We start from the raw sequence: 23874 nt of genomic DNA on the forward strand, positions 1-23874 counted from the left end.
GTAGAAAGTATTTATTGCAAAGATACAATAGAATTAGGGCTCGTATATTAGTTTTTGTAGACATAAAATTTTTTTCCAGAAAATGTTTCTTAACATTTATTCATGCCCAGCTCGTTTCAGAGGAGATTTGAAAAAAAATCCGAGATACTTCTACTATGACATTTTTTTCTGGAAAAATTCTTACATAAACTATTGAATTTTTGGATATACTTTTTTCATTTAAATATTTGAAAAGTATATGAACATGAAGATAAAGAGTATTTTTATCTCGAACTTAAGTAAATATTTATCAAAAAGATGACCCTGGTTTCTATGATAGTATTCGTATGTTTTTCTTGTGGAGATTTAAACAATAGAGTTCTATTTATCAATAGAAGCTAAACTAACGATTCATCTCTTTAAAGAGATCGTTTTGATCATTAGAAGGTTTCTTGCCCAAATGTTTATAGGCCAAAGCGGTAGCCTCTCTTCCACGGGGCGTACGCATCAAATATCCTTCTTGAATGAGAAAAGGCTCATATACCTCCTCTATAGTGCCCGTATTTTCACTAACGGCCGTAGCAATGGTACTAATACCTACAGGCCCTCCATTAAACTTATCGATGATGACAGTTAAAATCTTATTGTCCATCTCATCAAGTCCGTTTTCATCTACACTAAGGGATTTCAAAGCAATTTCTGAAATACTTAAATCGATATTACCGTTTCCTTTGATTTGGGCAAAATCGCGCACGCGCCTCAGTAAAGCGTTGGCAATACGCGGTGTGCCTCGACTTCGCCGAGCAATTTCCATAGAAGCCTGATCAGAAATGAAAATGTTTAAAAGTCCAACGCTGCGCTTTATGATATCGTTTAAAAGTTCTTTTTGGTAGTATTCCAATCGGCAGTTGATACCAAAACGCGCACGCATGGGCGCTGTAAGCAAGCCTGAGCGTGTGGTGGCACCTATAAGCGTAAAAGGATGCAGACCAATCTGCACCGAGCGCGCGTTAGGACCGGATTCTATCATAATATCAATGCGGTAATCCTCCATGGCTGAATACAGATACTCCTCTACCAAGGGAGAAAGCCGATGGATCTCATCGATAAAAAGCACATCATGAGGCTCGAGATGAGTTAACAAACCGGCCAGATCTCCAGGTTTATCGAGTACCGGACCGGAACTGATTTTAATGCCTACACCTAGTTCATTAGCAATGATATAAGCTAAGGTAGTCTTTCCCAAACCGGGAGGTCCGTGCAAGAGCACATGGTCCAATGCCTCATTGCGCCTCCTGGCTGCCTGCACAAAGACTTTAAGATTTTCAAGAATCTTTTCCTGACCACTGAAATCCTGAAAGCGTTTTGGACGGAGTCCTTTTTCCATATCCAGCTCCTCAGGACGCAGATTTTCTTTATCCGTTTTTAAAATATCAGTCATAAAATAGGAAAACTCCTTAAGAATGTTATTCTATATAATTTATATAAAAAGCATCGTAAATTCGAATGACTACAAAATTCCGAAAAAATAACTTATCAATGAAAAAAGGTATTTTACTGGTAAATCTAGGTTCTCCAGCTTCCCCAACTATAACGGACGTTCGAAAGTATCTCCGTGAATTTCTTATGGATAAACGAGTTATCGATGTGCCTTATGTGCTTAGGAAATTTATCGTAGAGGGAATGATACTACCTAGACGCCTAAAACACTCGGCAAAAGCTTATAGCAAGATATGGTGGCCCGAAGGATCTCCATTGGTGGCGCTTTCAAAACGCTTGCGAGCAGGTGTGGCCAAACATTTGAAGAATCCTGTATCTCTGGGTATGCGCTATGGAGCTCCTTCGATAGCCTCAGAGCTTTCAAGTATCTATGAAAAAGGAATCAAAGATATATTAGTAGTGCCCCTTTACCCACAATATGCTATGAGCACTACCGAGAGTGTCATTCAAAAATGCTTAGAGGATCAAAAAAAACACTTTAAAGATATGCAACTCTCTTTTTTACTGCCCTTTTACTATCGAAGGGATTACATTAAATTGCTGAGTAAACATATTCGCGAGCAGCTGCCTGCAGATAGCGAACATTTGCTATTCTCCTATCATGGCCTTCCAGAGCGTCATATCCGAAAAACCGATCCAAGCGGACATTGCAAAATAGATCATAAATGCTGTAGTTCCCAACATGTAAAAGCACATGATATTTGCTATCGTCACCAGTGTTACGAAACCACACGGCTGGTGGCACAGGAGCTAAAATTGCCAGCCGGAAGTTTTTCCGTAGCTTTCCAGTCAAGATTAGGGCGAGATCCATGGTTAAAGCCCTATACAGATAAAACTTTGGAATCATTGGCAAAAAATTCTGTAAAAAAAATCGCTGTAGTAGCCCCCGCCTTTGTATCAGACTGTCTAGAAACTTTAGAAGAAATCGCGATTGGAGGCAAAGAGATCTTTATAAACGCAGGCGGTGAGCGATTTGATTACCTTCAATGCATGAATGACCTGCCTGAATGGATACGTTTGCTCGCAAACTGGTGTAAAAAGGAGCTGCAATGATGATTTGTAGGGTTTGATCATTTGTATATCTTTGTCAATTAATAATAATTAAAAAAGTTAATGAAAAATTTTTCATATTCATTTGCTTTAATAAATATTATCATATTCATAAGTCTCAAAGGGCAGGTGCCCCCTAACAAGAAAAACGACCTACCCTATAGTAGGGGGGTTGAGCAAATAAGCATCGATCAGCGAAAAGCTGGTTGGGTATATAAAGGAACCAATTCTTTATTGTTCAATCGAACAGATTTCAGCAACTAGATGATAGGCGATGTAAGTTCTCTGACCCTTACAGTAAGGGGTGATTATGATTTTCATTTCACGTCACGAAAAATCTACACCTTTGGGAATCACGGATCTTATTAGGCTATGGAACCGTACTTGGGCCAAAAAGTAGTGACTAAAAAAGTAGAAAATATCATCGATTTGACCTCAAATTACGGGTATCGCTTTAAGCCCAACTGGTGCTACGCCGCTCGTTTAACACTTCAGAACACCGTTTTCTAAAGGTTATGACTACAAAACCCTAAAAAAATCTCGAATTCTATCGCCAGGTTATCTTTCAACAAGTTTTGGTTTCGATTACAGGTCTAGTGATCACTTTATACTCATCTTCATCCACTTACCTAACAGATGACTTTTGTAACCGATTAAGATGTGTTTAATTCCTAGGACAAAGACGGACGTTTTTTTGGGAAAAAAATGCCTACGAGATAGAGTTAGGAAAGAATTTTAGATACGAATTAGAAACACTCGTCGGCGCAAGGTATCGATGGGATATCATGCAAAACATGTCGTTAGATAATACGGTAAATAGTTTCTCCAACTATCTAAAAATCAAAATATATACCTTTCCTACATAGGGGTGTTAACCATGAAAATTAACAAAATACTATCTACCAAATTAGTCCTGGAGATGATTTACGATGAAAATCAGATCAAAAGAACACAGCTTAAAGAAACTCTAGGCGGTAGGCCTTACTTCCATTCTAGAAATGTAATTTTAAGAAAAAAACTTTACAGATTCCAAGAATCCAATTTTTTCATAAGTTTATAGTCCGTTCGATCAAAGCTTATGGGAACTATAGATACGTATCCTTCTTCTAAAGCTCTGTGATCATGATCACTTCCCGGGTCTGTATCCGTATATTTTCCTGTAAGCCAATAATAGGGTCTTCCTTTGGGATCCGCACGTTTCTCAAAATTTTCTCGCCAGGCACCCTTACTTTGTCGACAAATCTTTATACCCTTAATTTGTTCTTTAGCCAATTTCGGGATATTCACATTTAAAATACCTTCTCTCGGAAAATCTGCATTAAGCGCTTTCTTAACTATATTTTCCGCATAGTACTGAGCCGCTGAAAAATCTGCCAGCGATGAATCATCCAAAAGAGAAAAACCTATACCCGGAATACCCGACAAGGCAGCTTCCACAGCAGCCGACACTGTACCGGAATACAGCACATTCAGAGAGGCATTTGTACCGTGATTAATACCTGATACACAAATATTTGGAGGTTTGGGGAGTACATGATCTATAGCCAGCTTAACACAATCAGCTGGTGTTCCTGAAACTCGCCACTCTCTTTGAGGTCCGTTATCGAGTTTTACAGATTCACACCGCAATGGATATTCCACAGAGACAGAATGAGACTTTCCTGATTTCCCCTCGGCAGGGGCTACCACATATACTTCCCCTAAAGAGCTCATAACATGTATGAGTGCTCGAATCCCAGGGGCAAGAATGCCATCATCGTTGGTCACCAGAATGACGTTTTTTTTTTTCATTTCGTTTTTCAGTAATAAATTTAATCTTTGTGCTTTCTATGAAAGTTAACAAAACAACTTTTTCAGGCTCTCATCAACAGATATGTAATTATATGAACTTAAATCGATTCAAAAATCGAAAATGTGTTTTATCATGTGTTGCGCTTCTTTTTCTTTTATTCAGTTTTTGCTCACCAAAGGAGAACGAAGATAAGTATAAATCCATCCTTAAATCTATTTACCGAATGCTCTCTTTCCTTCATTATCATGCACCTGAAGTGGATGAAAAATTCTCTGAAGGGGTATATAAAAAATATTTAGAAAGCCTCGATCCGCAAAAATTATATTTTTTAGAATCGGAAATAGATGAGTTTTACCCGTATAGAAAAAAGTTGGGAAACGCATTTATCAACGGAGATACAGAGTTTTTCGATCTTAGCATCACCCATCTTCAGAGAAAGATAGTTAAGCTCGAGGCCTTAAGTAAAAAAATATTAAGCCGCTCGTTTGATTTTAGTAAAGAAGAGAACATTACACTGGATGAAAAAAACAATTCATATGCCAAAAGTATTCAACAGTGGGAAGATCAATGGAGAAAATATCTAAAATATCTCACTCTTATAGAGATGACCACTTCTAAAAAAGAAGCCGAAAAAGAAAAACCGGAAAATAGCAACGCAGTCTCTGAAGAATCCGCTCGAAAAAGAGTACTGGAAAATATGACCGATTACTTAAGACAATTCAAAATGAAAAAAAAGTCAGATTTATTTTCAGTCTATGTAAATGCCATAACTTCCCAGTATGATCCTCATACAGCATACTTTTCCGTAAAAGAAAAAGAAGATTTTGATTTCAAAATATCCGGACAGCTCGAAGGCATAGGAGCAATTTTACAAGATAAAAAAGGTTATGCTACCATAGCAGAGCTCATCGCAGGAGGGCCGGCGTGGAAGAGTAAAAAGATTGAAGTGGGCGATAAAATTCTGAAAGTTGCTCAAGGAAAACATGGAAAATCTAAAAATATCCTTGGATTATTGTTGAGTGATTCTATTAGATTAATACGAGGAAAAAAAGGTAGCGTTGTGCGCTTAACGCTACAAAAAAAAGACGGACATACAGAAGAGATCTCCCTGGTACGGGATATCATCGAACAAAAAGAAACCTTTGCTAAAGGTGCTGTTTTAGAGGACGAAGATAAAAATAGCTATGGGTACATCTACCTGCCGGAGTTTTACTTTAATCCTAATAATAAAAACGGCAGAAATGCCGCCAGCGACCTGCGAAAAGAAATTGAGCAGCTAAAGGAAAAAAATATCAAAGGATTAGTGCTTGATCTGAGAAACAACAGCGGAGGCTCTTTGGAAACAGCCCTAGATATCACCGGACTTTTTATAGGAAAAGGTCCAGTGGTGCAGGTACGTCGCAATGATGGAAAAAAAGAAACTCTCAGCTCAAATATTAAATCACCGCTTTGGAAAGGCCCATTAATAGTTCTTGTAAACGAGGCATCGGCATCGGCATCAGAAATTCTTGCCGGCGCCCTTCAAGATTATAAAAGAGCTCTTATTATAGGAGGACCTCAAACCTATGGAAAAGGAACAGTACAAACCCTTTATCCTTTAGATCGTTTCAGGTTGTCTGAAAAAAATATGGGCGCGCTTAAGTTTACCATAAGTAAGTTTTATCGCGTAAATGGCAGCTCTACACAACTCAAAGGGGTACAGCCGGACTTAATCATACCGGGAAGATATTCATACACAAAATTCGGTGAAAAAGATCAGGAAAATCCGATGAAATGGGATAGCATAGGGGCAATTCCCTACAGACGATGGGAAAACGAGACTGAGCTGAAAAATGTTAAAGAGAAGGTCAAAAACCGTATTCAGACCAACCCTGATATAAAATTTTTGGATAAGTTAGCCCGAAGCATGCAAATGTTCGAAGAGGACAAAACCGTTCCCCTGCAATGGAAAAAATTTCAAGCGGATAAAAAAGAAAGGAAAGAAAAAAATAAGGCTTTTGATTCTCTGAAAAATTATACTAACGGTTTAGCCGTCACTTCAGTTTCCATAGTATATCCATTGGAAAAGTTAGCTGAAGATCAAGAAAAAGAATGGAAAAAAAATATGGGAAGAGATATTTATCTAGGAACCGCGATAGAAACACTCAGAGCCTATAAATAAAATCTTATGCGAGAGAAAAACACTTTTTTTTAGAAGGTATTACGGCGAAAAGCCCATATAAGAAAAACCTAACCTAGAACCATAAAAACACCACCAATAGGAGTTACCGGCCCTAAAAATCTAAGATTAATCTTCCAGTGTGATCCCGCCAAAAAAAATAAATGCTACCTGAAAAAAGAACAATACGCTCCAGAGAGGAGTGATAGTAAAAATATAAACTCAAAATCATTAAAGTCAAAGTCTGATACATCTGATAACGAATACCCATTTCAAAGCTTAAGAGTTTTTCTTGAGGCAAGATAAATTTTTAAAGTAAGTTAATCTATGTTTTTATAAGGATGTAAAAAATTCCGTACTAAAATGCAATTCATAATTTATCAGATAATAAAACAAATACTATATTTGCTTGCGGCAAATCACAAACAGGATATCAAAGATCCTCAGTAGCTCAGTTGGTTAGAGCACCTGACTGTTAATCAGGGGGTCGCTGGTTCAAGCCCAGCCTGGGGAGCAAAGAATCCGGATGATCATCAGGATTTTTATAATTAATTACGGGGTGTAGCTCAGCTTGGTTAGAGTACACGTCTGGGGGGCGTGTGGTCGCTGGTTCGAATCCAGTCACCCCGACTTTTTATCTTTTGCTGATTATTTACTGAATAAAAGTCAAAACAAATACGTACCATATTAGCTTAATAAGCTACTTTGGCTTTAACAAGGATCTTGCTTTATTTATTGAAGGCAAGATTTTTCTCATTTTTATTTAAGCAGATGTAAATTAAACAACGCAGGGTTACAAAGAGAGATATTTAAATTGTTTCATTTTTTCTTGAATTTAATGAGAAACGGTTTTTGACACTAAATTCATAATAAGGATGCCAGCGATGATCATCAGCATACTGATTACCGAAGGTATATTACAAGTATTTGATTAAAGAATATCACTCCTATAAGAACCATCAAAACAATCCCCACACTTCACCAGATCGCATAAGAAATTCCTGTGGGGTCATCTTAAGCATCAGACTTATAAAATATAAGCACAAAATATAAGAAAAAGAATCTATTAAGCTTGGAAAGAAGTCATTGAATCCTTTGGAGTATTTCAAAGCGGTAGTCCGCGTCACCTCAAGCATGATGGATAAAGAAAGGAAGATATACTTCATAATGTATGATATTAATTTAAGACATTAAATATAATTAATTATTATATTTTAATATAATTTTAACAATAAAATCTTCAAATTTTATCTATAAAATAATAAAAAATAAATTTTTTCTTGTACTTTAATAAACGGAAATATGTATGTGCACTACACTTCATTTCAATATGAATAAAATCCACTTTAAATAAAAAATCTTAATCCCATCAAGGATATTAATCAATAAAAAAGAATATCTTTATCCAGATAAAAAATAAAACTTTATGATTTATTTATAAACTTTTTAATATTTTGTTCTGCTCAGAATTAAAAATCCGTCAAAATCCCGATACACTTGAAGAATATTATAAAAATCTACAAAGATCTCTACTTAGAATTTTTATCAAGATAGGCATTCGTAAAGAAGAAGCTTCTGAGTATGTAAAGAAATTTTTTCAAGAGGTTCCAAGAATATATACTATCCTGTTAGTAGATACTAAAGCTACACTTGAGTATGATCCGGCGGCTTGTAGTTCGCATCGGAAAATCCTCCTTTAATCTCTTTTACATTAAAATTTTATAAGTAATTTATAAAGAGGTAATGCTGTAAAATTATTTGTTATATATTTCAATATATTAGATAACTAATTACAATATATTCCTTACTCAATTCATTTTATAATAAATTTTAATGCTATTATGAGCGAACTCATAAAAAGGGTTCAGACAATAATAAGTTAGAATAGAGATATAAACGAAACAAACGAATACGGGAAGGCACTTATTTCACTTAGATATTAGAAATAATGACATAGAAGCTATGAATTTACTTCTGAGTAATGGCGCCGAGATAAGTGCTAAGAATAATGATGAAGATACGCCACTTCATATGCCTCTTATGAATAGATATACAGAGATTGCCAAAGATCTTATAAAGGCAGGTTCTGAATTAAATACTAAGGATGATGATGCATATACCCCGCTTCATCTGATTGCCAAAAGAGATAATATAGAAGATGTTAAAATACTTATAGCTTATAATTTTAGAAAAAATCCTCAGGTTCAAAAGCCTGACTTTCTCGAACAGCCGGAATAAAATGAATTATCACAGTACTTTGATGAATGCAAAAGTCAGATTGAAGAATTAAGAAAATATAGCATACTAAAATTCGTACGCAAGAGTCAGAAAACACTAAGAATACCATTTATGACTTAATAAGTTTAAACGGAAAAAACCCTTATCTAAACGATTATTTAGACATAGAAAAATGTCGTAAAAGTGTAAGTAAATACATTCAAGCATATCCTGTTCACACTAATGGACCAATTTACATTAACGATATAACGCTGGTTACTATCGATTTAAGAAATGAGCAGTTAACAAAAGAAAAGCTTACAATATCAACTCAAAATTAGATTTTAAAGTCCAACGAACATGAAATAAATAAAATATTCACCTGGTTAAACAAAGATGATAAAGAAAATCTTGCAAAAACCTATTACGAGGTTCCAGAGATAAAAAATCTTACTAAGGCAGCTTCGAGAGGGAAGAGAAAAAATATTTAAAAATTCTTCATAGAAGAAATATAAAAAAACGTAAAATTATTCTTTTTTATATAAGCTAAATAAGGATATAAGGCACCTTCTTGCCGAAGAAACGAATCACCTCATCAAAGTGTTCCTTCCTACTCTTTTTCAGAGGCTAACTACTTGCAAGCTCTTTTAGGTGAGATCCTTAAGCATACTACAAGCACCCGGAACAACAGAACCTATTTCCGTGATTTATAGTATGATTCTCAAATAAAGAATTTGTAGTGATAAAAAGACCAAAGGAAATATAAATACGACTTTTAAATAGTAAAGATGATTTACAAAGGTCCTCGAGAGAAGTCTCTGAGTTACTTATATAAAAACGCCTAAAAAAAGAATGTTTTTTGAGATGACATCTCAAAATGACTATAAACTGGAATTTCATCGCCATGACGCCATAAAAAAAAGAGCAAGCCTGTTAATGAACAAGCAGGGGCAGTGCATAACCAAATCTGAAACACTTAATAGGAAAAACTTTGAGAACCTTTTTTAGTATTATCAAAAACACTTTTTATCACATTGTGTCCATTCTTTGTAAATCATTTCAAATGCCAGAAAAAGAATAACCGCTGCAAAGATGATCTTTTAGTTTAACGTGAAGTACGTAAGAGAATTTTAGAACCTGTAATGCCCTAAAAGATACCCCTATCAGTACATGGGTACATAAAACAACATTCAATATATCTTAGTTGATAGGATAAATAAGGGCGCTTCCAAGAGCTGTTTATACCTATCATAAAATTGCTTGTCCTGTTGGTTGACACCTTAAAAGGCAATCGCATCATATTATCCATAGATAACGCTTTTAAAGCGCCGGAGCAAATACCCAAAAGACCCGATAGCACATCCGAAAAGATCATGAGTAGAAATCCTACTTTCACCAGGGAAGCCACATAGGTTGCAGAATTATACTTTTTGAGAGATTTCCTGACAATTAAAGTTGCTGATCCACAAGGCTTATTTTACTTTCTTTATCACCGGTCTTTTTTTTAAACGACATACTCACCGAGAAAATCAATAACACCCCTAAAAGAATAAATAAAAAATCTTTCCGAAGATAAGATAAGGAGCGAGGAAAACGACGATAATGGCGCCGGATACAGCAGCCACCGAAAGAAAAAAAGACCAATACGAATATTTGCCACCCCTTCTTTGAGAAACACCTGAGTAGATACTGAAAAATTAGCGATCACCACCATTAGCGAAGTACCTATGGTAATGAATATCTATATTTAAAATTAGCGTCAGCAAAGGAATGATCACCGATCCACCACCTAAACCCATTAGGGAACCAATGCAACCAACCAAATTGGCCCTAATAAATGAATATCAGACTCAAGGTAAAAAATGTCACGTAGTAGTATTTAAAAGGCTAATTAAAACAATTGAAATATCATTCATGATATTTAAAAATATAAATAATCAGAGAGATAGTTATGTGATGAGTTAAAAAAAATCATACTTTTTGAAGTAAAAAACAACAATGAAATTAACATTCGTTTTCCTTTTATTAAGTTTCTGCTGGGGATCAGAGGAAATGTACGGTCAAAAAATACGCGTTGACAATCATACGCTTACGTTTAGCGGTTATGGAAGGACTGGTATGGGATCGAGTCAAGGGGGGCGCCACACAAGCTGAGTTCTGGGCGCCCGGAGCACAATCTAAATACCGTTTGGGAAACGAAGCTAACAGTTATCTGTAATTAGCGCTTAATTATGAATATATGTTAAATTCCGAAAAAGGAAAGTCTTTTGAATTCGTACATATGAGATCAGGTTATAGCAATTTTGGAGGAACGAATAGCTTTGGCATCAAAGACATCAATCAGCTTTATGTAAAGATAAATAATATCTACAGAGAGGTAGATGTATAGGTTGGAAGGCGTTATTATCACAGAAAAGCTATTCAGTTGCAAAACCATTGGTGGTTAAACCCAAGTTCCCAGGCATAAGCCGGAGCGGGAGTGGAAGGTCTCAGGGGTAAAAATAAGGCTAATGACATAAAAATAGCGCTCTTCAATTATGAAGATCCTGTTGAGCAAGGCATGAACGATTATAAAGATGAATTCAAAAAAAAAGGTCTTCTTAAAAGTTATGAGCTCGAAGGGCGCTGGGTAGATATTCCATTGGCTAAAAACAGCCAAGTCAATTTCTGGGCCAACTATTCAATAAGAGCAGCTAATAAAAATTGGGGTTATGATACCCAACATGGCTTTGGGATAGGAACATGGCATGAAAAAAAAGAACTCTTTTGGGGAAAAGCTCAAAATATCACATCGCTCTCTTTTCGGAAAGGTCCTTCGGTAATGCACCGAAATACTTATTCTTATGTTCCCAACAGGGAAAATATGGAAAAGCAAAATCCTGATATTATCAACTACGATCTAAATAATATGTATTCTTTCGAGGTGAACGATAATATTTTATACGAAAAAGATAAGAAATACGCCTTAGAAGGCAGTTTGATATACAGATACGAAAATCAAGGGGTAGTGCCTTATAAAAAAAGTGGAGGTAAAGTAGCTCTATTGGAAAGGATGTTCATTGGTTTAGCACAGGATTTAGGTATCTACATTATCTCACCAGTCATTTCAACTTAGCTTTGGAAGTAGGTAGTGATTATATAGATAGCAGTACTCATGTCAACAAACGTCATCCCAGAGGCTGGTTGACAAAATTTACCTTCTCTCCTCAAATCTCCTGGGACTACGGCTATACTCTGCATATCCTGTAGTGCGTCCTTTTATTACCTATGCTCTTTGGGATAAAAGCATGCAAGGTCTCGTGGGTAATACTCCCGGTAACACCCCTTATGACAATAAAACCAAGGGCTTTAGTTTTGGCATATAAATAGAAACTTCCTGGTAAGGAAACTTTTGTAATATCCTAAAAATGTCAAACAAAACCCTACCTGTCAAATCAGGGATTTTTTAATTAAAATCATATCTTAAAAAAGATAAATCTTTTAATGTATATAGATTATGATATTTTAATATATATGGAGAATCCTTATCGGGACTGATAAGTATCAAGGAATATGACATTCAAAAGGTTTGGACAAGATTTTGTAAGAGCTTTAAGAGCAACACATCAGATTAAGTAGATCCGATGAATCTATATTCGTAAAATACCATTGGGAAAAATTTAAGAAAGAGCTACTTAGTTTATAACTACAAACGGATTTTGTGAAAGAGCAATATTTTTATCACAAATGTTTTAGAGAGTCAACCGGCTTAAAAACCTTATCGCCAAAGATGATCATAAGTATTCCCCCCATAGAAATAAAAGCATCCGCCAGATTAAATACAGGCTTAAAAAATTCAAAGCGTTCACCTCCAAAATAAGGAATCCACTTGGGCCAGTAGTCATCGATAATTGGAAAATAGAGCATATCCACCACAGCCCCTCCCATAAAAAATGAATAACCCGGTGATCCAAAGCGAGCTACTCCCAGATAGCCAAGCCAGCGATGGTGTTGCGCATCAAAAATTATACCGCGGTCAAATATAAGACCGTAAAAAGTACTGTCGATAAGATTGCCTATAGCCCCGGCAAAAATCATGCTCATAGGAACGATAAAATAGTTCGAAGCTCCTTTCTTACAATGTTGATATATCCACAAAAAAAAACACGCACTTAAAAAAAGACGCAAACAGCTCAGGATTATTTTTCCTGTATAACCAGGACCTAAATGTAGGCCATAAGCCATACCGGGATTTTCAACAAAAGAGAGGAAAAACCAGGAAAAAATTTCCAGACTCTCACCCATTTCAAAATGGGTCTTTATAAAAATCTTCACAGCCTGATCAAAAAACAATATCAGGCAGGTAATCAAAAGAACTTTCTTCAAGGATATTTCTTATTTTTTCCTTCCATCAATTGTTTACCTTCTATGCTCCATGTGGTGTGAGGAACGATTTTTAAACGTTCTTTATCGATAAGCTTTCCTGTAAAACAGCATACGCCATAATCCGTGCTTTTTGTACGCATAAGAGCGCTATCAAGATTTTTTATAAACTTCTCAAGCCGAACGATGAATTGCGCGTTCTGCTCCCTGCTAAGGGTCTCGGATCCCTCTTCAAAGGCCTTAAAAGTAGGTGAGGTATCCTCGGTGCCATTGTTTTGGCCATTTACAAATGATTCTCTAAGTACAGAAAGATCACCTTTAGCTTTTTCGATCTTTTTCAAGATGATTTGCCGGAACTCTTCCCTTTCTTCTTTAGTGTATCTATTTTTATGTTCGATATTATCCATAGGCTAATTTTTGAACTGATACTCTTATCGTTTCCCCTTCAAAATCTATCTCTTCAGCCTCATTTATATAAGTGTTTAAAGACAAGGATGCGGAAAGAGTATCCTCACAAATATACTCTTTATTCAACTTTATCGCTTTTTCCACCTCTAAAGAAGCGCTAATAGAAAGTTTGATTTTATCGGTCACCTCCAGACCCTGGGCTTTTCTGAGGTTCTGTACACGATTGACCAGTTCCCTGGCTATACCCTCATAGCGCAATTTTTCATCAATATTGATATCTAATGCAACGGTAAGACCTTCATGAGTATCTATAGACCATCCTTTGACCTTCCGGATGGAAATATCCACCTCTTGTAAAGAAATAACCTTTTGACTGCCTTGAACTTTTAAGGTAAAAATACCCTGTTTTTCAAACTGACGGATCTGCTCCTGGGAAAAATGGGAAAGGACATGAGAAACAAAAAGCATATGTTTTCCAAACTTAGGACCTAACTTCTTAAAATTAGGTCTAAGCTCACGAGTGAGCAATTCTCCCGCGGTATCAGAGGTTAAAAAATGAATTTCTTTAACGTTTACTTCTTGTTTAATAAGATCGAACATAGCACAAACAGACTTTTCCTCCTCAGAGGAAGAAGCTAAAATCATCAGCTGTTTAAGAGGTTGACGCACCTTGATGTTTTCTTTTTTCCTCAGGGAAAAAACCATTGAAGAAAGACGCTGCGCTATATGCATGCGCCTTTCCAAGGGCTCATCGATAAGTTTTTCGTCAAACTCAGGGAAATAAGCCAAGTGAACGCTCTCAAAAGCTTCTTTTTCAGTCACGCAAGTTAAATCCATATAAAGTCTCTCGGAAAAAAACGGCGCCACAGGAGCGCTCAGTAAGGATACGCTAAACAAAACATCATATAAAGTTTGATAAGCGGCTATCTTATCTTGAGTATAATCACCCTTCCAAAAACGACGACGACATAGCCGTACATACCAGTTGCTTAAGTCGTTAATGACAAAATCGGCTATAGCTCTGGTGGCGCGCGTGGGATCATAAGCATCATAATGGTTCCTTACTTTTTTGATCAATTGATGCAACTCAGAAAGAATCCACCTGTCGAGTTCAGAGCGTTGTGCTACCTCTACGAAGGCTTCCTTATAGCAAAAACCATCTATATTGGCATATAGCGCAAAAAAAGCATATGTGTTATAAAGTGTACCAAAAAATTTCCTACGCACCTCATCGATACCGGATATATCAAATTTAATATTTTCCCAGGGTTGCGCGTTAGAGATCATATACCAACGAGTGGCGTCAGGTCCATAGAGTTCTAGAATTTTAAAAGGATTAATGGCGTTTCCCTTGCTCTTGGACATCTTTTGTCCATTTTTATCTAAGACTAAACCATTAGATAACACATTCTTATAAGCTACCGATTGAAAAAGCATAGAGGAAATAGCATGCAAGGTATAAAACCAGCCACGCGTTTGATCCACCCCTTCAGCGATGAAATCGGCAGAATAAAACTTTCCTTGATCTATTTTTTCTTTATTTTCAAAGGGGTAATGCCATTGCGCAAAAGGCATGGCTCCGGAGTCGAACCACACATCGATTAAATCCGATTCTCTTTTCATGGACTTACCGGTGGGGGAGATTAAAAGAATATCATCCACAATAGGTTTATGTAAATCGATAGCTTTATAATTTTCCCAGCTCATATCTCCGGGGACGAAAGCCCCAAAAGGGTTCTTCTTCATCAAACCGGCACGAACGGATTTTTCTATCTCAGTTATCAGTTCGGCAAGCGAACCTATAATGAGTTCTTCTTGCTCATCTTCCGTACGCCATATAGGAAGGGGAACTCCCCAATATCTTGATCGGGAGAGGTTCCAATCATTAAGGTTTTCAAGCCAGTGTCCAAAGCGATTTTTTCCTGTGGATTCAGGTATCCAATGAATACTGTTATTAAGACTTACCATATCGGCTTTAGCCGCAGTAGTTCTGATAAACCAAGAATCCAAAGGATAATATAATATGGGTTTATCAGTTCGCCAGCAATGTGGATAGGAGTGTTTATATTTTTCCACTTTAAAAGCCCTCCCTATGCTCTTTAAAAGAATAGCTAATTCTACATCTACAGAACGCTCAGGGGCCTTATCTTTATAGTATTCGTTGCGAACGTAACGCCCTGAGAAAGGCTCAGGAACTTCTTTTATAAAACGTCCCTGGGTGTCCACTAGAGGAACGGCTTGTTTCTTTTGAACATCCCATAAGAGCATGGGAGGTACGTTGTGCCTTTTGGCTACGATAGCATCATCAACTCCAAAGGTAGGAGCAGTATGTACAATACCGGTGCCTTCCTCTGTAGTGACGAACGCTCCAGAAATTATCTGAAAAGCATTTTCAGCATTTTCATAAGGCAGGACCCAGGGTAAAAGCTGCTCGTAACGACTTCCCAAGATATCAGACCCATAAAATGACTGAAGTGCGCGATAGGGTATTTTTTTATCCTCCTTTTTAAAAGATTCGAGTGAAATTTTATTTGATACAGGAGAAAAACCCTCAGAAAATACTTTTTGAACCAAAGATTTCGCTAAAATCACATATACAGGTTCAAAAGTATAAGGATTAAAGGTCTGAACTACCGTATATTCTATGGAGTCGCCTATGGTGAGGGCTGTGTTTGAGGAAAGTGTCCAAGGAGTGGTAGTCCAGGCCAAAAAATATACCTCTCCGGGAAGATTTTTTAAAAACTCAGGAAGACTTTCTTTACGCGCTTTAAACTGGACTGTAATAGTGGTATCCGTGATTTCTTTATATGCCCCGGGCATGTTGAGTTCATGGGTGCTCAATCCAGTGCCCGCAGCCGGTGAATAAGGTTGTATGGTATAGCCTTTGTAAAGCAATCCTTTTAAATAAAACTGCTTTAAAATCCACCACAAGGTTTCTATATACTTGGAATCATAAGTGATATAAGGATTTTCCTGATCTACCCAATAGCCGATTTTATCAGTAAGCTCTTTCCATATATCGGTATAACGCATCACCGAAGCGCGACAAGCTTTGTTATATTCATCTACGCTGATTTTCTTTCCTATATCTTCTTTTATTATATTCAGCTCCTTTTCCACGCCCAACTCTATAGGAAGACCATGAGTATCCCAGCCTGCTTTTCGGTAGACCTGCTCACCCTTAAGGGTATGGTATCTGCAGAACACATCTTTAATGGTTCGGGCCATTACATGGTGTATCCCAGGAAGTCCATTGGCTGACGGAGGACCATCATAGAAAACATAGTGACTTTTGCCCTGACGGGAGCTAATGCTTTTGTTGAAAATATCATTTCTTTTCCAATACTCACTTATCTCTCGGGCACACTCATTGAGATGGAGCTGGGAATATTCTTCAAATTTTTTAGACATGGTAAAACAAACGCTTGGTGTTTTTAATCAAAAAAAGCTAAACTACTTGAAAAATCACTCATTTTTTAAAACTAAATCAACATATTTTTTCAGAAAACAGGTATCTTTTCTATCCTTCTAAGGTGTCTTCCCTCTTCAAAATCTGCCTTTAGAAAAGCCTCCACTATAGCTAAGGCCTCTTTTTGAGTCACAAAACGAGCAGGTATACCCAAAACGTTGGCATTGTTATGTTGCCTGGCTAAAATGGCAATCTCTATCTTCCAAGCAAGCGCAGCGCGAACTCTCTGATGTTTATTAGCGGTCATAACCGCTCCATTTCCACTTCCACATAAGATTATCCCATATTCCATATGCTTTTGCTCTATAGCATTCGCAAGAGGATGGATGGTATCAGGGTAATCAACCATTTTCCCTGCAGGGGGTCCAAAATCGATCAAATGATGTTTTTGAATTTCCAGGACTTTTTTAATTTCTTCCTTATATGCCCATCCCGCATGATCTGAACTTATAGCTATTTTCATAATGTATTATGTAAAAACCAAAATTAGACTTTATCAAAGGGATATAAAAGCTGTAGATAAAAGCAGTGAATAAATTGTCAATAAAGTTTTATTTAGACATCTAAAAATTGAGAATAAAAAAATTTTTTAATCCTAGATAAAATATCTATTTGTATTATCTTGATTGCACAAGAAAACATTTTTTTACTCTATATATTAATACGTTTTAAAACGTCTATTAACAATTTTGTCTTCTATTATTAACAAGTAAAACTTATTAACAATTTTAGTAAATAAGTTTTGAACTTACGTTAGTAAATGAATATTTAACACTTATATACAATAGAAAACTATTTAGTTTTAGGTTGATAATTTTTAATCAAACTTTATTAAAAGAGGCAGAAACGATATTTTTGAACATATTTTCTTTGCATATTATATAACAACAATAAAGTTTTCTTATTCTTAATAGTTAAATAAGATGTTTATATCTATTGACTTGCTGAAAACTTTCGCTAGGATCGCTGTTTAATTCTTAAGCTTTATATCTATTTTTGCCTTAAATAGTTTTGCTTTATGACTACCCCAGATGATTTCAATTTTAACGCTAAAGTATGCCTTGTTCGAGTCGACTTTAATGTTCCGCAAGATGATCAACTACGAGTGCTTGATGATACGCGCATTAAAGCGGCCTTACCCACTCTACGTAAAATCATCGCAGAGGGAGGTAAAGCGGTACTCATGTCTCACCTAGGTCGACCTAAAGGTGTAGTTTCTGATAAATATTCTCTTAAAAATATCATACCTTCTCTTGAAAATGTCTTAGGTGCTTCAGTACATTTCTCGCAAGATATACTGGGAAGTAAAGCTCAGCAAGCGATTCGTTCTTTAAAGAATGGAGAGGTTTTACTACTTGAAAATCTAAGGTTTTACAAAGAGGAAGAACAAGGAGACGAGAACTTTTCCCGAGATTTAGCTCAGTTGGGAGATTTCTATGTCAATGACGCTTTCGGAGCTGCTCACAGAACACATGCCTCTACCGCTGTGATTGCGAAGTTTTTCCCCAACGCTAAATGCTTTGGATATCTTATGGCTAAAGAACTTAAGGCCATTGATCAGGTGATGAAAAATGGCGAAAATCCCGTTACCGCTATTCTAGGAGGTGCCAAGGTGTCTTCCAAAATAGATATTATAGAGAATATTTTGCCTGTGATTGATCATCTTTTGATAGGTGGTGGAATGGCTTATACTTTTATAAAGGCGCAGGGCGGAAAAATAGGGGATTCTATCGTTGAAGAAGACAGACAGGAGCTTGCTTTAAGTTTGCTTGAGAGCGCGCATAAAAAAAACGTACAGGTTTACCTTCCTCTGGATGTGGTAGTTGCCGATGCTTTTAATAATGAAGCGAATCGAAAGGAAATTTCTATAAGAAAAATCCCCAAAGGTTGGCAGGGTTTAGATATAGGAAGCCGCTCTATAGAAATCTTTTCGAAGGTCATTGAGAGTTCTCAAACGATTTTATGGAATGGTCCTTTAGGGGTTTTTGAGATGCCTAATTTTTCGAAAGGCACCTTATCTGTTGCCCAAGCAGTGGCGAAAACTACTTCCAGGGGCGCTTTCTCATTGGTAGGCGGAGGTGATTCGGTTTCAGCTGTCAAGCAATTTCATTACGAGAGTAAAGTCAGTTATGTCTCTACCGGAGGGGGAGCTATGCTCGAGAGCTTAGAAGGAAAAATGCTTCCGGGGGTAGCTGCCATGCTCAACTCTTAAAATTAATTATCACATATTGGTCATCTTAAATCCTTCTGTAAGGTAGAAGTATAGTTGCTGCGCAGGTGTTTCTTCCCTTTTTTTAATGTATTTTCTGCATTTTTTCCTATGCGAACAATAATCATTTTCCGTTCCGGAACGGATATGATATATTATCCCAGAAGACCCACGTAAGCAAAAAAAGCAAGTTTATATTCATAATCCATCCAAGTGCCATAACCATATTTAGGACTTAACTCAGGATGTGTCATTTTTTCTATGAAGTCTTTATTAAGTAATTGCTGTCCGGTACACCTTCCTATTTGAAGGAAAAACTCTCCTAATTTTGCATAGTCTCTGACGCTGGAATACAAACAACAGAAGGCTTTTTCCATGTCGGCTTCGTCATCCAAACCCCATAGCTCCGGTTGTTCCATTTTTAATGGTTCCCATATTTTTTTCTGAGTGTATTTAGTCAGGGTTTTTCCGTTAGTCCTACGAATTAAAATTGCCAGAATTTTTGTGTTTATATTAAGGTAATTAAATCTCTTACCTGGTTTTTCTATTATTTTGATAACACTTGCTCTTCCAAGTGAGTTTCGTAGTAGGCTTTTGTAGTAGGATTTAAGGGGGGATCGATATCTTTCGTTCCTCTCTGAACCCGAGCTCATACGGGATATCTCCAACGGCAACCTCATCAGAAAAATCTATGTTTTTATACTCGCGAAGAAAATCCATTCTGGATTGATCCAGAATTTTTATGTAGTCATCTTGTATGGTAAATCTAAAAGGAGAATTACTACATATTTAGTAACTGAAAAAGCGTTGGATGTAGATTTTTTATCATGATCGACCCAATATTTTTCAAAGAAAAGTTTTTAATCTTTGATGATTATAAAAGAAAATGTTGAGTTTTTGTTTAATCTTTCCTTTAAAGCAGGTTCTAAGGGAATTTTGTTGTAATTTGGATCTAAAGGCCAGTTAAATATTGTTCCACCTCTTTGAATAAAATTGTTGCTAAAAAAAATGCCAGTCATCTACGTAAGCGGTTTTACTACACTTCATGTAAGTTTTTCGTATCTCTTTTACAATATACTTATTATCGGTAATATATAATAATATAAATTATAAAATAATAATTTAAAAATTAGTAAAAAATGATAAAAATTTAAACATTATTTGAAAATGATTATATAATCAACTAATATATAAAAAAGGATCAATCATTATTTAGAATAAAAAATTCTTGTTTTTTATATACATTAGTTGGATATTTAATCTTTAAAAACAAATCATCATGTCTTTTGAACTTCCCAAGCTTCCTTATGCTTATGACGCCCTAGAGCCCTATATAGATGCACGCACCATGGAAATTCATCACACCAAACATCATGCAGCTTATACGTCCAATCTTAACAAGGCTATAGATGGAACCGAACAGAAAAAATTACCTATTGAAGAGCTATTAAAAAAAGCGGTTAACATACCTGCTATTCGCAATAACGCAGGAGGTTTTTATAATCATAGCCTCTTTTGGAAAGTGCTTGCTGCGCCTCATCAAAGTAGGCCTTCACAAGTGCTTTTAAATGCTATAAATCAGCACTTTACTTCTTTTGAGGCTTTAAAAAAAGAATTTGAGGGAGCCGCTGCCGCTCGTTTTGGTTCCGGCTGGGCATGGCTTTGTGTATGCCCCAAAGAGAAGAAGCTTTTTATAGCTTCGTCAGCTAATCAAGACAATTCATTGATGCCCTTTGCAGAGCGTTCAGGGGTGCCAATATTAGGATTGGACGTCTGGGAACATGCCTATTATCTAAAATATCAAAATCGACGCCCTGAATATATCGCAGCTTTCTGGAAAGTCGTTAACTGGGAGGAGGTTTCTAAAAGTTATGAAAAAAAGCTTCATTGAAGCAAGCTGTTACTTAACAATACACAAAAAAGCTCCTAAAATCACGAGTTTTTTATCTTACTTGATTCTAAATAACACAAGTATTTCTTATTTTATAGCAATTATGATATTGAGTATCGGGAAGGTTTTCTGATTCTTCATGGGAATTAGATCTGGCAAAGAGCATTATAGACTGCACAGGATAGTTATGGCTGTTTTGAACCTAAATAACTTATAGGTTTGCCAATTTTTCTCCGATAGAACTTACCAGATAAGCCGCTTTTTTTTGGCTTTTGATATCTTTTTTTGCTGCATTTGACCCTTGAGAGATATATATTTGGAAATCTGGACTCTTGCAATACTTTAAGCGCTTTACTTATCTCTTGCGCTGAGGTCGTTTTAAGTTCGTAGTCCGTTTTGACGCGTAAATATCCTTCCCGGGAAACCTTTTATGAAAATTGCTACTAGCGTGATTAAGAGATAGATTTTTCAGATCTACGCCGAAAGCTTTTAAAATACTTTTTATTTTTATTTCTGTTTCTTCAAGTTTTATACGCTCTTTGGTGTCTTTTTCATCCAGAGTAATCCTGAGGTAAATCTCATAGGGAACCACCTCTGGAAAATAAATTAAGTCAGGTAAAAATCCCTTAAGTAATGTGCTGGTGAGCTCGATGTAGTAATGAATTACTAAGCTTATAAAAAAGGGCGATCTTACCCTTATGGGAATCGAAATCACAGAATGTAGCGCTCAAGTTCTAAAAATGGGAAAGACCATCAAATGGATTATAGAAACAGGCGCTTTAGATGCAGACCAAATTGTTAAGGTCTGTCGAATGATCCGAATGATCGTCCTTGATAAAATGGTACTTTTGAACGCTGAAAGAGTTTATGTAAAGTCCTCCACGGCTTTTTTTGTCTCTCAACAAGGGGCTTGGTGCGGAGAAGCGAATTTAGAGGATATAAAATCCGTATACATAGCCTTCACACCCTTATTAGTGGGGTAGATGCTGAGTTTGCACGACTTCTTATAAAATCAGGAGGGAGCTCAACGCTTAGAAACTTCTTCGCCTAAAAATCTGATTCAAAAAATATAAACTTAAAAAAACTCTACGGGAATTTTACACACCGGAACGGGTTCTATCTTGTGCCGAACGGATGCGTGCAGCTCTTGGTATTTCTCTATAAGCTCTTTCTCTCGTTCGCTAAATCGTTCCTTATTTTTACCCTGCTGAGCCATTTCCATAGCCCATTCAAGTTCTTCGTAAGAGGCACCTAGTTGCTCTTCATCGCTGCGATTGTCTTCCCAAAGACCATCTGTAGTTAAAGCTTCTTGAATGGAAGTGATAATATTGAGTTCAGAAGCTAGGGCGCGTACTTGCGTTTTGGTTAAGTCGGCGATGGGACTTATATCTACTCCCCCGTCTCCGTATTTTGTGAAAAATCCCACACCGAAATCTTCTATCTTATTTCCTGTTCCGCTAACCAGATATTTGTAAAGACCCGCATAATAATAGAGCGTACTCATGCGCAGCCGCGATCGCGTATTTGCCAAGGTCAATCCCAATTGATAAGATGTTTCTTTTTTTGTCTTGACAACAGAGCAGAAGCTCTCGAGTAAGGGACTTAGGTCTACCATTTTGCTTTGCACGTTAGGAAAATGCTTTTTCAGAAAGCAAATATGCTCTTGCGCGCGTTTTACCTGGCTGTTTTCCTGATGAATCGGCATTTCTAGCACTAAGACAGGACGCCGGGTTTTGGCTACCAGTACTGAAGTAACTGCAGAATCTATACCACCGGAGACCCCTATGACAAAACCTTTTAAAGGAGTTTTCTCGATATAGGCGTTAAGCCATGATACAATATGCTCTATGATTTTTCTTGTCCTCATGAGCAAAGCTCTATTTTTTCTCTTTGATTCTGTGAAATTCACCCAAATATAATGAAAACTTTTAGTGTGAGCGCATTTTTATTTTTCTTGACGATCAAGTTTGTGCTCTTTCCGAAAACCTGCGGATCCCTGGCGAAAAAAAGGGAGTTCTTATTTAAACAAAGAATGGTCGATGGTTGATTTTTCCAAGGATTTTTATCCTGCTTCGGATATATCTACCCTGAAACAAAAATATCCTTTCTTTTTTTCCTCGTCAATTCCGGATTCGATCTAGAGAGCCAAGAAGTATGACAGTTTTGAGCGAGCTCTTTTCACCGAAAACTTAAAAAGTATTTGCAGATCGTAAGCATTTAAAAACCTAGCTCAACGCTTTATTTAGATGCGTGAAATATTTTTTCCCTGAATTTTCCTTTCCGAAGGTATATACTTATGTTTCTAAAATCTACTACCTTTATCCGGTACTCTATGAGAAAGAGGGGTTTTTATAGATGTAGATACCTTTTTAGATATGGATTGTTCTCTTTACAAGAGCGTTCCGTAGTATATTCTCCCCGGTATGCAGCCCCCGGGGGATATTTTATGGAAACAGTCCGTTCTATCGCGAGTAAAAATGTGTTTTACAACCCGGATACCGGAGATTTTCTTGATGAGATGATCTATCAAGGAAAATTTATGCTGGTAGTTGATGTACTTTTACCTGATTCTTCTGATGAAGAAAAGATGGGATGCACCTCAAAACAATTGCATTGGAGTAGGAGTATAGGAAATAAAGGATATGTATGGACTTATCTTATTGATAATCAATTGCTTTTTAGCAAAAAAAAGAAGCTCTATGAGAGATTCATAGCCCCCGGTCCTTTTTCAAAATTCTACACTGAAATTAATCGCAGTTCACCCGGAAGGCTTGGTGTTTGTTTAGGTAGGCTGGCAAATTATGCCTTCCTGTTGGCGCGCGCATCCTGAAAAAAGCTT

22 protein-coding genes, 2 tRNA genes and 1 pseudogene are annotated in these 23874 nt (G+C 36.6%); 16 read left to right on the forward strand and 9 right to left on the reverse strand.

Features of this window, described 5'->3' with window-relative positions:
• Positions 1–382: 382 nt before the first annotated feature.
• On the reverse strand, positions 383–1420 hold the full coding sequence (gene ruvB, locus CS842_RS05445) for a Holliday junction branch migration DNA helicase RuvB (protein ID WP_103327830.1): 1038 nt from the start codon (positions 1418–1420) through the stop codon (positions 383–385).
• Positions 1421–1518: 98 nt separating this feature from the next.
• Between ruvB and hemH the strand changes: the two genes are divergently transcribed.
• Positions 1519–2532 (forward strand): ferrochelatase, encoded by a 1014-nt coding sequence (gene hemH / locus CS842_RS05450; RefSeq protein ID WP_103327831.1) that lies wholly within the window; start codon positions 1519–1521, stop codon positions 2530–2532.
• A gap of 369 nt (positions 2533–2901) precedes the next feature.
• Positions 2902–3039, forward strand: a complete 138-nt coding sequence (locus CS842_RS06610) for a DUF3078 domain-containing protein (RefSeq protein ID WP_146037466.1) — start codon at positions 2902–2904, stop codon at positions 3037–3039.
• 510 nt (positions 3040–3549) lie between these two features.
• On the opposite strand, the gene surE is transcribed toward CS842_RS06610, so the two are convergent.
• Positions 3550–4320, reverse strand: coding sequence for a 5'/3'-nucleotidase SurE (surE, locus tag CS842_RS05460; RefSeq protein ID WP_103327833.1), 771 nt, complete (start codon positions 4318–4320; stop codon positions 3550–3552).
• Positions 4321–4544: 224 nt separating this feature from the next.
• Between surE and CS842_RS05465 the strand changes: the two genes are divergently transcribed.
• The 3 genes from CS842_RS05465 to CS842_RS05480 all read left to right on the forward strand — a co-directional run bounded on the left by CS842_RS05465 (position 4545) and on the right by CS842_RS05480 (position 7109).
• On the forward strand, positions 4545–6482 hold the full coding sequence (locus CS842_RS05465; protein WP_241518472.1) for a carboxy terminal-processing peptidase: 1938 nt from the start codon (positions 4545–4547) through the stop codon (positions 6480–6482).
• A gap of 437 nt (positions 6483–6919) precedes the next feature.
• A tRNA-Asn gene (locus CS842_RS05475) sits at positions 6920–6993 on the forward strand.
• A 41-nt stretch (positions 6994–7034) separates the two neighbouring features.
• Positions 7035–7109 (forward strand) — tRNA-Pro (locus tag CS842_RS05480).
• A gap of 329 nt (positions 7110–7438) precedes the next feature.
• Here the strand turns inward: CS842_RS05480 and CS842_RS08035 are convergent.
• The gene (locus tag CS842_RS08035) at positions 7439–7645 is read right to left on the reverse strand and encodes an SMR family transporter (protein WP_103327835.1); all 207 of its coding nucleotides are present in this window, start codon (positions 7643–7645) and stop codon (positions 7439–7441) included.
• A 772-nt stretch (positions 7646–8417) separates the two neighbouring features.
• Here CS842_RS08035 and CS842_RS05495 point away from each other — a divergent pair.
• The 6 genes from CS842_RS05495 to CS842_RS08040 all read left to right on the forward strand — a co-directional run bounded on the left by CS842_RS05495 (position 8418) and on the right by CS842_RS08040 (position 11945).
• Positions 8418–8717, forward strand: coding sequence for an ankyrin repeat domain-containing protein (locus CS842_RS05495; RefSeq protein ID WP_103327837.1), 300 nt, complete (start codon positions 8418–8420; stop codon positions 8715–8717).
• Between the two features lie 1247 nt (positions 8718–9964).
• Positions 9965–10108 (forward strand): hypothetical protein, encoded by a 144-nt coding sequence (locus CS842_RS06980; RefSeq protein WP_195909904.1) that lies wholly within the window; start codon positions 9965–9967, stop codon positions 10106–10108.
• Positions 10109–10770: 662 nt separating this feature from the next.
• Positions 10771–10914 (forward strand): carbohydrate porin, encoded by a 144-nt coding sequence (locus CS842_RS06615; protein WP_146037467.1) that lies wholly within the window; start codon positions 10771–10773, stop codon positions 10912–10914.
• 21 nt (positions 10915–10935) lie between these two features.
• Positions 10936–11085, forward strand: coding sequence for a hypothetical protein (locus CS842_RS06985; RefSeq protein ID WP_195909905.1), 150 nt, complete (start codon positions 10936–10938; stop codon positions 11083–11085).
• A gap of 90 nt (positions 11086–11175) precedes the next feature.
• Entirely contained in the window at positions 11176–11811 is a 636-nt protein-coding gene (locus CS842_RS05510) for a hypothetical protein (protein ID WP_103327840.1), read from the forward strand.
• On the forward strand, positions 11739–11945 hold the full coding sequence (locus tag CS842_RS08040) for a carbohydrate porin (protein WP_146037497.1): 207 nt from the start codon (positions 11739–11741) through the stop codon (positions 11943–11945). Before CS842_RS05510 ends, CS842_RS08040 begins: the two co-directional genes overlap by 73 nt.
• Positions 11946–12416: 471 nt before the next feature.
• Here CS842_RS08040 and CS842_RS05515 read toward each other — a convergent pair whose 3' ends face one another.
• The 4 genes from CS842_RS05515 to CS842_RS05530 form a co-directional block, all read right to left on the reverse strand.
• Entirely contained in the window at positions 12417–13061 is a 645-nt protein-coding gene (locus CS842_RS05515) for a lipoprotein signal peptidase (RefSeq protein WP_103327841.1), read from the reverse strand.
• Positions 13058–13465 carry a TraR/DksA family transcriptional regulator gene (locus CS842_RS05520; RefSeq protein WP_103327842.1) on the reverse strand — a complete coding sequence of 136 codons (408 nt, stop codon included), beginning with the start codon at positions 13463–13465 and terminating at the stop codon, positions 13058–13060. Before CS842_RS05520 ends, CS842_RS05515 begins: the two co-directional genes overlap by 4 nt.
• Positions 13458–16877 carry an isoleucine--tRNA ligase gene (gene ileS, locus CS842_RS05525; RefSeq protein ID WP_103327843.1) on the reverse strand — a complete coding sequence of 1140 codons (3420 nt, stop codon included), beginning with the start codon at positions 16875–16877 and terminating at the stop codon, positions 13458–13460. Before ileS ends, CS842_RS05520 begins: the two co-directional genes overlap by 8 nt.
• 89 nt (positions 16878–16966) lie before the next feature.
• Complete coding sequence (locus CS842_RS05530) at positions 16967–17398, reverse strand: RpiB/LacA/LacB family sugar-phosphate isomerase (protein WP_103327844.1); 432 nt, start codon at positions 17396–17398, stop codon at positions 16967–16969.
• 555 nt (positions 17399–17953) lie between these two features.
• On the opposite strand from CS842_RS05530, the gene CS842_RS05535 reads away from it, so the two are divergent.
• Positions 17954–19147 carry a phosphoglycerate kinase gene (locus CS842_RS05535; protein WP_103327845.1) on the forward strand — a complete coding sequence of 398 codons (1194 nt, stop codon included), beginning with the start codon at positions 17954–17956 and terminating at the stop codon, positions 19145–19147.
• A gap of 152 nt (positions 19148–19299) precedes the next feature.
• On the opposite strand, the gene CS842_RS05540 is transcribed toward CS842_RS05535, so the two are convergent.
• Complete coding sequence (locus CS842_RS05540) at positions 19300–19824, reverse strand: serine hydrolase (RefSeq protein WP_103327846.1); 525 nt, start codon at positions 19822–19824, stop codon at positions 19300–19302.
• A gap of 599 nt (positions 19825–20423) precedes the next feature.
• Here CS842_RS05540 and CS842_RS05545 point away from each other — a divergent pair.
• A complete protein-coding gene (locus tag CS842_RS05545) occupies positions 20424–21035 on the forward strand; it encodes a superoxide dismutase (RefSeq protein ID WP_103327847.1) in 612 nt (203 codons plus the stop codon).
• A 698-nt stretch (positions 21036–21733) separates the two neighbouring features.
• Entirely contained in the window at positions 21734–22018 is a 285-nt protein-coding gene (locus CS842_RS05555) for a hypothetical protein (RefSeq protein ID WP_103327849.1), read from the forward strand.
• 92 nt (positions 22019–22110) lie between these two features.
• On the opposite strand, the gene nadE is transcribed toward CS842_RS05555, so the two are convergent.
• The gene (nadE, locus tag CS842_RS05560; protein ID WP_103328047.1) at positions 22111–22902 is read right to left on the reverse strand and encodes an NAD(+) synthase; all 792 of its coding nucleotides are present in this window, start codon (positions 22900–22902) and stop codon (positions 22111–22113) included.
• A 374-nt stretch (positions 22903–23276) separates the two neighbouring features.
• Between nadE and CS842_RS08165 the strand changes: the two are divergent.
• Together CS842_RS08165 and CS842_RS05565 are read left to right on the forward strand one after the other, a co-directional pair.
• Positions 23277–23390 (forward strand): annotated as a pseudogene (locus tag CS842_RS08165) (hypothetical protein); the annotation flags it as partial.
• Positions 23391–23481: 91 nt separating this feature from the next.
• On the forward strand, positions 23482–23865 hold the full coding sequence (locus CS842_RS05565; RefSeq protein WP_146037468.1) for a gliding motility protein GldB-related protein: 384 nt from the start codon (positions 23482–23484) through the stop codon (positions 23863–23865).
• Positions 23866–23874: the final 9 nt, after the last annotated feature.

The organism is Bacteroidetes bacterium endosymbiont of Geopemphigus sp. (genome assembly GCF_002904345.1).
In the GTDB taxonomy this organism is placed as follows: domain Bacteria; phylum Bacteroidota; class Bacteroidia; order Flavobacteriales; family Blattabacteriaceae; genus GSPS2-BC2016.